Source organism: Pseudomonas sp. GM33 (assembly GCF_000282295.1).
Lineage (GTDB): Bacteria > Pseudomonadota > Gammaproteobacteria > Pseudomonadales > Pseudomonadaceae > Aquipseudomonas > Aquipseudomonas laurylsulfatiphila.
Genome location: NZ_AKJO01000092.1, coordinates 82,372 through 93,236, shown reverse-complemented (window position 1 = coordinate 93,236; position 10,865 = coordinate 82,372). Strand labels below are relative to the sequence as shown.

Genomic DNA, 10,865 nt, shown 5'->3' with positions numbered 1-10,865 from the left:
CGACGGCGATGAAGTAGCGCAGATGACGCAATTCCATGAAAACCCCATTAGGTCGTAAAAGCTATCAAACAGGTCGAACAATATATTGGATTGAATCATTAGCCAGCTATATGCTTTTTTCATTGCCTGACCGGCTGCGTCCTCCGAGGTCCTCCGTGAAAACTGCTGTCGCCCCACTCGCCCATGAAGTGCCTCCCTTAGCGACGGACGCTATCGCCGTTGAGCGGGCAGAGATCTACATCGAAAAAGGCACGCCAGCGTTCATGCGCACGGTGCTGGCGCTGTTCTGCGGCGGCTTTGCGACCTTCGCCCTGCTGTACTGCGTGCAACCGATGATGCCGCTGCTGTCCCACGAATATTCCATCAACGCGGCGCAAAGCAGCCTGATCCTCTCTGTCGCCACCGGCATGCTCGCTTTCGGCTTGCTGATCACGGGGCCGATCTCCGACCGCGTCGGGCGCAAACCGGTGATGGTCGCCGCGCTGTTCGCCGCCGCCCTGTGCACCCTTGCCAGCGCGATGCTGCCGAGCTGGCACGCGGTGCTGGCGATGCGGGCGCTGGTGGGCCTGTCATTGAGCGGGCTGGCGGCGGTCGCCATGACCTACCTGAGCGAAGAGATCCATCCGCAGCACATCGGCCTGGCGATGGGGCTGTACATCGGCGGCAACGCGATTGGCGGGATGAGCGGGCGCTTGATCACCGGGGTACTGATCGACTTCGTCAGTTGGCACACGGCAATGCTGGTGATCGGCGGCCTGGCCCTGATTGCGGCGGCGGTGTTCTGGAAAATCCTCCCCGAATCGCGCAACTTCCGTTCCCGCTCGCTGCACCCGCGCAGCCTGCTCGACGGCTTCACCATGCACTTTCGCGATGCCGGCTTGCCGCTGCTGTTCCTCGAGGCCTTTGTGCTGATGGGGGCGTTCGTCACGCTGTTCAACTACATCGGCTATCGCCTGCTGGCCGAGCCGTATCACATGGAACAGGCGTTCGTCGGGATGCTCTCGGTGGTGTACCTGTCGGGTATCTACAGCTCGGCGAAAATCGGTGCCCTGGCCGACAAGCTCGGTCGACGCAAGATGCTCTGGAGCACCATTGCACTGATGATCGCCGGCCTGGCCCTGACGATGTTCACACCGCTGTCGCTGGTGATCATCGGCATGCTGGTGTTCACCTTCGGCTTCTTCGGTGCCCATTCGGTGGCCAGCAGCTGGATCGGCCGCCGCGCCACCAAGGCCAAGGGCCAGGCGTCGTCGCTCTACCTGTTCAGCTACTACGCCGGGTCGAGCATTGCCGGCACGGCGGGTGGCGTGTTCTGGCACCTGGGTGGCTGGAACGGGATCGGGCTGTTCATCGGCACGCTGCTGGTGATTGCGCTGCTGATCGCGTTGAAGCTGGCGAAGTTGCCGCTGTTGCCACAACACACCTCGGCTACCTGAGCACCAGCCGCGCCTCCAAAGCATCGTCACGTTTTTCCAGGGTCAGCGACTGCAACGCGACACCGTTGCGCTCCATAGCATCGAGCCACTGAATCAACGGCTGCGCGTTGCCATTGAGGGTCAGGCGCAGCAGGTCGCTGTCGCTCTCCATCTGACGGATTTCCAGCCCCACTGCCGCTGCGCTTTCACTGATGCGCAGCGATAGCGGTTGACCGGTGTCGGCGGGGACATGGTTGCGCGGTGACGCCCGTTGCAGTTGCGCGGCCAGACTCGCCTGCTGTTGATAGTGGCGCTCGACAGTTTCCAGGCGCTGCCGGTTCGGTTGCCAGATCAGGCTGAAAGCCACAACCGCCAACAGAAAAGCGCCCAACACCTGCAACAGCCGTTGTTCGCGCACAGAAAGGCGCCGCCATGCCTGGATCATGCCTCGTCCTCCACGGTGAGGGTGGCGTGCACCCGGTCTGCGGCTTTGTTCGCACTATCGAGCCGGATGGGCATGCCTTGTTGGCGTCCGCGCTCACGCAATTGCTCCAGCTCGGCAAAGCCGCTGGCGGTCAGCTGGATTTTCCAGCCTTCCCCGGCCCTGAATTCGATGCGCCGGACCTCGACCGGGCTGGCGCCGATCACCTGCTCAATCAATCGGACCAGCCCCGCAATGCGGGTGTTTTGCGATTCGACAGGCTGGCTTTGCAGGGCCTTGAGTTGCGCTGCCATGTCGACGATGCGGCCTTGGTCCGGGTAAAGCGCCTTGAATCGCAGTTCATTTTGGCTGGCGAGGCGGCGGGCTTCGCTGTCGATGAAGCGAATCCGCGTCTCGCTGGCCCCCCAGATCAACAGCGCCAGCATCACCATCACCCACCCGCCGGCACGCCAGGGCAGACGCTTGCCGCGTGGGGCGAATGCGCCTTGCAACAGGTTGATGGCCCGGATCGGGCGGTGGGTCAGGCATTGGTCGATGACAGCGGGGTCCTCACGTTCGTCCAGCCATTGCATGTCCTTGGGCAATAGCGGGGTGAGCAGCGCCAGGTGGTCTTGCGACAACGCCATGCGTGCCGAAAGGCTTCCACCCAACAGCCAACGACCGAACCACCATGCGCCGCACGGCTGATCACCTGACAACACATCGGCATCAACGAACACCCCGCGCACCTCGATACCCGTCTCGCGCAGCAAGGCGAGCACGGTGGCCAACCGTTCCCGGCCGATGACCATGACCGGGTAGCAGCCGTCGCGATCACGAGCGCCGACACCCAGATGCACAACGTCCAGCGCCTCGCTCAGTTGATCTTCCACGGCGAAGGCTATGGCCTGGGCCTCGGGTTTACGCCGTGCCGGCCATGGCTCGCTGCGTACCCAACTGCACATTTCCATGGGCAGCAGCACATCGACCGACTTTCCCTGCAATGCCGAGGCCGCCTGACTCAGTGGCATCGGCTGGCGTTGACCGGTGGGGGACCACAACACGCAAGGCCAGAGTGCGGATGGCGCATCCCGGCCCTCGGCGGTCAGGTAAAGCCAAGTGTTCATCGCGGTTTCTCGTGGCTACTGGTAGGAAGAAAACGTCGTTGCAGCACCGTCAGCCGCTGAGTCTTGGGGTCGTACCCGACATCCGTGGCCAGATGCAATCGGCGCCCGTCCCGGATCACCTGCACGCCGATCCGATACCACCGGCTATGGGTGCCAAGGCCGTGACTGCTCAAGCCCTGCCCGGAGAGCAAGGGGTCCTGGGTAAACGCCTGGACACTCGCCCAGGGCGCGGTTGCGGCCTGAAGCGCCAGCGCATCGGCCGTCGCGGCGTCCACCTCGCCGAGGGTTCTCAACACCAGCGCCGGTGCGGTGTTGATGTTCAAGGTGACGTCGGTGGGCAGCAGTGCCACCCAGGGTTCCAGTCGTTGCAGCAGGCGGGCGTCTATGCCGGGAAGCAAGCGCAGTTGGCTCAGTTCTAGCAGCGGCCCGACCTGGCTCAGTTGCACAGGAGGAAGCTCGAGCAGCTCGAGCAGGCGCGCCCAACGGTTGAGGGTGACCTGATCCACCTGGCCCTGGCGTAACAAAGCGTTGAGATTGAAACGCCCGGCGAGGTCATCGATATCGATGCGGATCTGCGCATCCTCAACCTCGAAACCCGGCGCCATGGCCCTCCAGCCCTGAATCCGCTCGACGGGTTTTTCCGTGTCCTGTAGCGCGTCGCGCAACAGCAGCAACGCCCAGCTTTCCCCACCCGATGCGAGTTGGCGCAGGTGTATCTGCTGCAACTGTTGCCCGCTGCTCTGCAGCGACAAGTGATGGCTGCGCAACAAGCCAGCGGTGATCAGCAGTGCCAGGCTCAGGACCAGCAAAACACTGATCAACGCCATGCCGCGTTGCTGCCCGTTCATGGCAATGCACCCGGCATCGGCAACACCCGACGAATCGATTCGAAGCGACCGACCGAGACCTGCACCTCCAGCGCCAGGGGCGCCTTCGTGTCCTGCCCGGGCGACCATTGAGCGACCCAACCGGACTGGCTGTCGAACAGGCGCCAGTTCAACCCGCGAACGTCCTCCAGCAGTTTTTGCCGCTGCACGAGCTCTGTGCCTTCGCCCTGGCTTTCGCGCCACAGCACGCCGTCGTCGAGTCGATAGGTCAGCACCTGAAGCTCACTGCGCGGCTGGTCCAGAGGATTGCGCCAGTGACTGCGCTGGAACTGCAAAAGCGGCGGTGCGAGCACCATCGGCTGCGCAGTGACATGCAGCAGATCCCGCTCGATCACCGCCACCGCGCGTTGCAGGCTCCTGAGTTCTCGCTCGTGGGCCGTCGTGCCCCGTTGCACCCGCACCACGCTATCGAACAAGCCCCAACTGGCCAGCCCCAGCACGGTGAAGATCGCCAGGGCGATGACCAGCTCCAGCAAGGTGAACCCGCGCTGCTTATTCATCAACCGCGAGTATCCAACCGCTGGCACGATGCAAGGCGTGTGTACTGTTTGCGGGGCTGACTTGAATGTCGACCTGGAGCAAACGTGGATCACCGGTGGCGCTGATGTGTTGCTGCAACACCCAGTCGCGCTGATCCATGGACACCCCCTGTTGTTGCTGCCCAACCGCCAACCCGGGTTGCAGGCGCAATTCGTTCAACCGGTTGTCCGCCAGCCACGCCGCGAACAGTCGCGCCTCAACGGCGCCACGCTGTTTGACCACGTATTGACTGGCCGACAGCACGGCAGCCGCCAGTGTCGCGAAGACCGCCAGGGCCACCATGATTTCCAGCAGTGTGAAACCGCCCATGGCGGGTCGGGATCGCGAGCTAGCCATCGATCTCCACCTCGCCAAGGCCATCGCCGGACAACCTCAGCCAGGTCCGGTTGCTGGACTCGAATGTCAGGGTGAAGACGCTGGTCTCATCGTTGCTGAATATCAACAACTGCGGCGGTCCTTCATCAGCGTCCAGGTCTACCGCATAGCTGTCATGCCGAAAATGCACCCGCATGCTCAGGGGCCAGTCAGTAAGCTCCGCCACCGATTCCCATCCGTGAACACCCTGGCGCATCGGCCGGTGGCCATCGGTACTCAGCCGCAAGCCATAGTCCTGCCCCTCGAATACCGCTCGCTCGCGCAACTGATGGATCACCTGCACCATCGCCTCAGCCTCCTGCCTGACCTGGCGCGCGGGACTGCCCCCACCGGCAAAGCTCACCATGCCCAGCAAAAAGCCGACCATGACAATCACGATCATCAACTCCAACAACGTAAATCCCCGGCAACGGTAGCCCACGGTTCAATGACCCCAATTGCCGATTTCCGCTGCAAACCCTTCACCGCCAGCTACGCCATCGGCACCCAGGGAATACAGGTCGTACGTGCCATCCGTCGATCTCACACCCGGATTGAGGTACTGATAAGGCGTGTTCCACGGATCGACCGGCATGCTCTTGAGGTAGCCCTGAGGGTTCCAGCCGCGCGGCGCGGGCAATCCCGAGGGACGTTTGACCAAGGCTTCCAGGCCTTGCTGGGTCGAGGGGTAATGGGCGTTGTCGAGGCGATACATTTCCAGGGCGGTGGCGATGGCCTGGATATCGATTCTGGCGGCGGTGACCTTGGCCTGATCGGGGCGGCTCATGAACTGCGGCACCACAATGGCCCCCAGCACGCCGATGATGACCACCACCACCATGATTTCGATCAGGGTAAAACCGCGTTGCACGCGGGAAAGGCTTTTGCGGGCAGGTTGCATGGATCAATTCACCAATTGGTTGAGGCTGAGAATCGGGAGCAGGATGGCCATGACGATCAGCAGCACAACGCCGCCCATCAGCACCAGCATGGCCGGCTCGAACAGGCTCACCACCAGCGCAATGCGCGCGGCGAGGCTGCTTTCCTGTTGTTCGGCGGCCCGGGCCAGCATGCGGTCGAGTTCGCCTGCACGTTCACCGCTGGCGATCATGTGCAGCATCATCGGCGGGATGTCGCCGCTCAGTTCCAGGCCGCGGGTGAGCGTTCCGCCTTCGCGCACGGAACGGGCGACATCGACCATCCGCGCGCGAATGGTCAGGTTGCCGATGACCGAGGCAGAAATTTCCAGTGCGTCCACCAAGGGCACGGCACTTTTACCGAGGATCGCCAGGGTGCTGGCAAACCGCGCGGCTTCCATGGCCCGCAGCACTTCGCCGATGACGGGCGCACTCAAGAGCCAACGATGCCAGCGCAGACGCCATTGCGGCTGCTGCCAGCTCCAGCGCCACAGGCCGAACAGCGTCATCAGCACGCCTGTCAGCAACAGGAAATGGTTGCGCAGGCCGTTGCTCACGCCGATCAGTGCCTGGGTCAGCCAGGGCAACGGCTGGCCGCTGTCGACGAAGATCTTCACCACATCAGGCACCACGTAGCCGAGCAGAAAACCGACGATTGCCGCGCTGGCCAGCATCAGGATCAAGGGGTACACCAGGGCCATCTGGATCTTTTGCCGCGAGGCCTGGCGAGCCTGCGTGTAGGCCGCCAGTTGCTCCAGCACATGGCCCAGATGCCCCGAGCGCTCGCCGGCGGCCACGGTGGCGCGGAACAACTCGGGGAAGGCCCTGGGAAACTGTCCCAGGGCCGAGGCCAGGGCGTGGCCCTCCATCACCCGGCTCCTGACCGCCGAGAGCAGGCCCGCGACCTTGCGCTTCGAGCTCTGTTTCGCCACCGCCTCGAGTGCTTCTTCCAGAGGCAGCCCGGCCTGAACCAGCGTTGCCAGCTGCAAGGTCAACAACGCCAGATCAGCCGCGCTCAGGCCTGCGCCGCGAGTTTGTCTGCCTGTATCGCTGCCGACCCGGACCTCGATCAACACACGCGGCCACACGCCACGCTCGCGCAACAGCTGTCGTGCATGACGGGGTCCATCGGCCTCCAGCCGTCCCTTGCAGGATCGGCCCTGGGCATCAAGGGCGCGGTAGTCGAAAGTGGGCATCCGTCAGTGCTCCTGGGTCACGCGCAGCAACTCATCGAGGCTGGTCAAGCCTTCCAGCACCCGCTGACGCCCGTCCTGGAACAGGCTGCGCGATACCTTGCGCGTTGCGTCGACGAGGATTTGCTCGCTGGCGCCCTGATGGATCAGCGCCGAGACAGCGGGCGTTACGCTGATCAGTTCGTAGATGCCGATGCGCCCGCGATAGCCGTGCTGGCACTGCGCGCAGCCCGAGGCTTTGCACAGGGTGTGCGACGTGGCCGTGTCGAGCCCCAGGCGCTCACAGGCCGCCGCATCGGCGGTGTACGAAACCTTGCAATGGGGGCACAGGGTGCGCAGCAGGCGCTGGGCCACAATGCCCACCAGCGAGGACGCCAGCAGGTAGGCATCGACGCCCATGTCGACCAGCCGCGTGACGGCGCCAACCGCACTGTTGGTGTGCAAGGTCGACAGCACCAGATGCCCGGTCAAAGACGCCTGCACGGCGATCTCGGCGGTTTCGCGGTCGCGGATTTCGCCGACCATCACCACGTCCGGGTCCTGGCGCAGAATCGCCCGCAGGCCGCGGGCAAAGGTCATGTCGACTTTCGGATTGACCGGCATCTGGCCCACACCCGGCAGGTGATACTCGATCGGATCTTCGACCGTGAGGATGTTGCGGGTCTGGTCATTCAGGCTGCTCAACGCTGCGTACAGGCTGGTGGTCTTGCCGGAGCCGGTCGGCCCGGTCACCAAGAGGATGCCGTGGGGTTTGCCCAATAGCTGGCGCAGGGCCGCGAGGGTATCGTCCGGCATGCCCAGCCGATGCAGGTCCAGGCGCCCGGCCTGCTTGTCGAGCAGGCGCAGCACCACCCGCTCGCCGTGGGCCGAAGGCAGCGTCGAGACCCGCACATCGACTTCATGCCCGGCCAGACGCAAGGCCATTCGCCCATCCTGGGGCACGCGTTTTTCCGCGATGTCCAGGCGCGCCATGACCTTGATCCGCGACACCAGCAGCGTTGCCAGTTCGCGCTTGGGCCTGAGCATTTCACGCAGTTGGCCATCCACCCGCATGCGCACCGACAGGTACTGCTCGAAGGTTTCCAGGTGCACGTCCGAGGCGTGCTCGCGAACGGCTTCACCGAGCAGTGCGTTGATCAGGCGAATGATCGGCGCATCGCCCTGTTGCTCCAGCAGGTCGGCGGTCTGCGGCACCTGATCGACCAGGCTGAGCAAGTCCAGTTCTTCGTCCAGCCCTTGGGCTACCTGCTCCATCGCGCTTTGTCCCTCGCGATAGGCTGCCGCCAGGCGGGAGGCGTATTCTTCGGCGTCGACGATGACGAACGGCAGCGTCGACCCGCACACCCGGCGCGCCTCTGACAGTGCGCTGAGCGGTGCATCGCTGCGCAGGGCAAGGCGCAGATCGTCGCCGTCACGCTCCAGCAACACACCAAAACGCCGGGCGAAGCCGAAGGGCAATTGCTCGCTGAATTCGCCCATGGGTTACTGCGCCTTGCCGCGCAAGTCGAACACTGGCGCGTCGCTGGCCGGTTCAAACAACCCGCGTGCCTCGGATGGCAGCAACAACGAGTTGTTTTCCCCCGCTCCTGACTTGCTCAGGTCACGCAGCGCGTTGTAACGCTGCTGGCTGACCTGGGACAGGTCCTCCTTGCTGCGCACGATGGTCGGGCGCAAGAACACCATCAGATTGCTTTTGGTCTGGGTGTCGCGGCTCCAGCGGAACAACGCGCCAAGGTAGGGAATGTCACGCAGCAGCGGCACGCCGCTTTTCTGCGTGCGCACGCTGTCGCGGATCAGGCCGCCGATCACGATGATTTCGCCATCGTCGGCGAGGATGGTGCTTTTGAGCGCTCGCTTGTTGGTGATCAGGTCCGAGGAGTCGATGCCCGACACCGAGGGGGCGATGTCCGACACCTCCTGCTCGACCTCCAGGCGCAACGTCGAGCCTTCGTTGATGTAAGGCTTGATCTTCAGGCTGATGCCGACGTCCTTGCGCTCGACGGTGGTGAACGGATTCTCCGCGCCGTTGCTGTTGGTGGCGTAGGAACCGGTCTTGAACGGCACGTTCTGGCCGACGATGATTTCCGCTTCCTGATTGTCCAGGGTCAACAGGCTCGGGGTGGACAGCAAGTTGCTGTGGGTGTTGCTGGCCAGGGCCGAAATCAGCGCCCCGAAGCGGTCGCTGCCCAGTTGCAGGATCGCCCCTTCCGGGGCCGATCGTTTCTCGTCGAACTTCAGCCCGCCGACAATCGGAATGTCGGTGCCGGGAAAGTTGATGAAGCCCTTGGCGTCGCCGGTGTTGAGGTTCCACTGCACTCCGACGGCCTCGGCGATGTCGCCGGAGATTTCGACGATGGCGGCATGGATCAACACCTGGGCCCGCGGCTGGTCCAGCTGGCGCACGATGCTTTCGATGGTCCGCACCTGTGCCGGCTCGGCAATCACCACCAGCGCGTTCTGGCTTTCGTCGGCCTTGATCATGAAGGTTGCGCCGCCCGACATGTCCTTGGCGTTGCCGACGGCGGACGCCTGTTTTCTGCCCTGCCCCATCGATTCCAGTATCTCGGCCAACTGCTTGGCATCACTGTGGCGCAGGCGAATCACCCGGGCGTTGTCGAGGGTCGTGGTGGCCGGTGTATCGAGCCCGCGGGCCAGTTCGATCAAACGCTGGCGAACGACCGGCGGGCCTATGAAAATCAGGCGATTGGTCCGGGTGTCTGCCAGTACCTGTATCGCCGACTCGGCATTGCGCTTGCCCATGGAGGCCTCGATCACCGGCACGACATCCCCCGCCTGGGCATGCTTGAGCTGAAGCACCGCGTGCAGGTTGTTCTGCCCCGAGTCCAGTTCACGGATCACCCGGGCGATGCGCTTCACATTGGCGGCCGTATCGGTCAGCACCAACGCGTTGGCCGACACCGATGGGCCGACATAACCGTTGGCAGAAACCAACGGCCGCACCAGCCCGGCGATATCGGTGGCGCTACCGGTGTTCAAGCCGATGACTTCGGTCACGAACTGCGACGCCGTGGTGGTTTTTACCGTGCCCTGACCGGCCCGGGTCCTGGCCTCGGCAACCGGGGTGATGAGAATCCGGTCGCCCTCATCGATCACCGTAAAATTGTGGGCGTCGAGCACTGAATAGAACAACCGGCGCACCCCTTCACGATCGAGGGCCTGCCGGGACATGACGGTGATACGACCGGAGACCTTGGGGTCCAGCACTACCGTGGTCCCGAGAATGCTGGAGATCTCCTCGACGATGTCGCGCAGCTCTGCGTTGTTCATCGCCAGTTGCCATTTTTCTTCGGCGCCTCGAAGCGTGCCCGGGAAGGCTGCAACCGCCAAAACGGCAAGCAAAAGCATGGAACGCAACCAATGCGCGCCGACGAAGCTGTTCATGAAATTCATCACTCTGGTTGCCCGGAGAGCGGGCGTAAAAAATGCGTGGTGGTGACCGGTTGAGCATCGACGGATGATTCGAGTCCCGTCAGGAACCGTGCGCCAGAGGGGACGAGCGTTAGCAGCTCTTCCCGGCCCTTGTTCCACAGCACAACCTGGTGGGTCTCGATACGACGCAGGACACTGCCGCCGGGCAAACGCTCGCCCACCTGATAGAGACGAGAACCTTGAGCATTGGCCAGCAGCGCCTTGGATAGTCCGCTGCTGACAAAGCTCGCTTGCAAGGTCAGCGGTTCGGCGCTGGGCCGCGGTGTGGCCTCCGTGGTCAGGCCGAACACAATGGCAATCGATGTTGTTTCGAGTGGTTCACGTGCCGGCACCGTCTCCAGAGCTGCGATGTCGGGCAACGGTGAAACCAGATGCTCGCGAAACGTCCGTTCCTGCCACGCCAGAAACACCGCCGCGCCCGCTGGCAACGCGAGCCAACAAATGCTGCTCAGGCATGCCCGAAAGCGTTGTCCGGAAAAATTCGAAACCTTCATTTTCAACTCAGTACTCAGCAGAAGTGCCTGGCTTCAGGCGACCTTTTTTGAGGTCGCCTGAAGCCAG

The 10,865-nt window shown here is 63.4% G+C and carries 12 protein-coding genes; 1 reads left to right on the top strand and 11 read right to left on the bottom strand.

What is annotated here, in order from left to right:
• The first annotated feature begins 155 nt into the window (after nt 1-155).
• On the top strand, nt 156-1,436 hold the full coding sequence (locus tag PMI26_RS12080; protein ID WP_007975617.1) for an MFS transporter: 1,281 nt from the start codon (nt 156-158) through the stop codon (nt 1,434-1,436).
• Here PMI26_RS12080 and gspM read toward each other — a convergent pair.
• From gspM to PMI26_RS12135, 11 genes are read right to left on the bottom strand one after another with little or no spacing between them, the layout of a single operon-like run.
• Nucleotides 1,429-1,860, bottom strand: coding sequence for a type II secretion system protein GspM (gene gspM, locus PMI26_RS12085; RefSeq protein WP_007975616.1), 432 nt, complete (start codon nt 1,858-1,860; stop codon nt 1,429-1,431). The two genes, PMI26_RS12080 and gspM, sit on opposite strands and share 8 nt — an antisense overlap.
• Entirely contained in the window at nt 1,857-2,963 is a 1,107-nt protein-coding gene (gspL, locus tag PMI26_RS12090) for a type II secretion system protein GspL (protein ID WP_007975615.1), read from the bottom strand. The genes gspM and gspL overlap by 4 nt, the downstream gene beginning before the upstream one ends.
• The gene (locus PMI26_RS12095; RefSeq protein WP_007975614.1) at nt 2,960-3,811 is read right to left on the bottom strand and encodes a type II secretion system protein GspK; all 852 of its coding nucleotides are present in this window, start codon (nt 3,809-3,811) and stop codon (nt 2,960-2,962) included. Before PMI26_RS12095 ends, gspL begins: the two co-directional genes overlap by 4 nt.
• Nucleotides 3,808-4,350: a type II secretion system protein GspJ gene (locus tag PMI26_RS12100; RefSeq protein WP_007975612.1), complete on the bottom strand. Its 543-nt coding sequence runs from the start codon at nt 4,348-4,350 to the stop codon at nt 3,808-3,810. Before PMI26_RS12100 ends, PMI26_RS12095 begins: the two co-directional genes overlap by 4 nt.
• Nucleotides 4,343-4,726 (bottom strand): type II secretion system minor pseudopilin GspI, encoded by a 384-nt coding sequence (gspI, locus tag PMI26_RS12105; RefSeq protein WP_007975611.1) that lies wholly within the window; start codon nt 4,724-4,726, stop codon nt 4,343-4,345. The genes PMI26_RS12100 and gspI overlap by 8 nt, the downstream gene beginning before the upstream one ends.
• Nucleotides 4,719-5,147, bottom strand: coding sequence for a GspH/FimT family pseudopilin (locus PMI26_RS12110; protein WP_238540825.1), 429 nt, complete (start codon nt 5,145-5,147; stop codon nt 4,719-4,721). The genes gspI and PMI26_RS12110 overlap by 8 nt, the downstream gene beginning before the upstream one ends.
• Nucleotides 5,148-5,189: 42 nt before the next feature.
• Complete coding sequence (gene gspG / locus PMI26_RS12115) at nt 5,190-5,645, bottom strand: type II secretion system major pseudopilin GspG (protein ID WP_007975609.1); 456 nt, start codon at nt 5,643-5,645, stop codon at nt 5,190-5,192.
• Nucleotides 5,646-5,648: 3 nt separating this feature from the next.
• A complete protein-coding gene (gene gspF / locus PMI26_RS12120; RefSeq protein ID WP_007975608.1) occupies nt 5,649-6,857 on the bottom strand; it encodes a type II secretion system inner membrane protein GspF in 1,209 nt (402 codons plus the stop codon).
• A gap of 3 nt (nt 6,858-6,860) precedes the next feature.
• Entirely contained in the window at nt 6,861-8,333 is a 1,473-nt protein-coding gene (gene gspE / locus PMI26_RS12125) for a type II secretion system ATPase GspE (protein ID WP_007975607.1), read from the bottom strand.
• Between the two features lie 3 nt (nt 8,334-8,336).
• A complete protein-coding gene (gspD, locus tag PMI26_RS12130; protein ID WP_033047973.1) occupies nt 8,337-10,256 on the bottom strand; it encodes a type II secretion system secretin GspD in 1,920 nt (639 codons plus the stop codon).
• A gap of 8 nt (nt 10,257-10,264) precedes the next feature.
• Nucleotides 10,265-10,798, bottom strand: a complete 534-nt coding sequence (locus tag PMI26_RS12135; RefSeq protein WP_007975605.1) for a type II secretion system protein N — start codon at nt 10,796-10,798, stop codon at nt 10,265-10,267.
• Nucleotides 10,799-10,865 lie beyond the last annotated feature (67 nt).

Excerpts from the sequence above, each read along its gene's own strand:
- PMI26_RS12110 (WP_238540825.1), bottom strand. The coding sequence starts at position 5,147 with ATGATCGTGATTGTCATGGTCGGCTTTTTGCTGGGCATGGTGAGCTTT.
- PMI26_RS12135 (WP_007975605.1), bottom strand. The coding sequence starts at position 10,798 with ATGAAGGTTTCGAATTTTTCCGGACAACGCTTTCGGGCATGCCTGAGC.
- PMI26_RS12100 (WP_007975612.1), bottom strand. The coding sequence starts at position 4,350 with ATGAATAAGCAGCGCGGGTTCACCTTGCTGGAGCTGGTCATCGCCCTG.
- PMI26_RS12095 (WP_007975614.1), bottom strand. The coding sequence starts at position 3,811 with ATGAACGGGCAGCAACGCGGCATGGCGTTGATCAGTGTTTTGCTGGTC.
- gspI (WP_007975611.1), bottom strand. The coding sequence starts at position 4,726 with ATGGCTAGCTCGCGATCCCGACCCGCCATGGGCGGTTTCACACTGCTG.
- gspM (WP_007975616.1), bottom strand. The coding sequence starts at position 1,860 with ATGATCCAGGCATGGCGGCGCCTTTCTGTGCGCGAACAACGGCTGTTG.
- gspL (WP_007975615.1), bottom strand. The coding sequence starts at position 2,963 with ATGAACACTTGGCTTTACCTGACCGCCGAGGGCCGGGATGCGCCATCC.
- gspE (WP_007975607.1), bottom strand. The coding sequence starts at position 8,333 with ATGGGCGAATTCAGCGAGCAATTGCCCTTCGGCTTCGCCCGGCGTTTT.
- gspD (WP_033047973.1), bottom strand. The coding sequence starts at position 10,256 with ATGAACAGCTTCGTCGGCGCGCATTGGTTGCGTTCCATGCTTTTGCTT.
- gspF (WP_007975608.1), bottom strand. The coding sequence starts at position 6,857 with ATGCCCACTTTCGACTACCGCGCCCTTGATGCCCAGGGCCGATCCTGC.
- gspG (WP_007975609.1), bottom strand. The coding sequence starts at position 5,645 with ATGCAACCTGCCCGCAAAAGCCTTTCCCGCGTGCAACGCGGTTTTACC.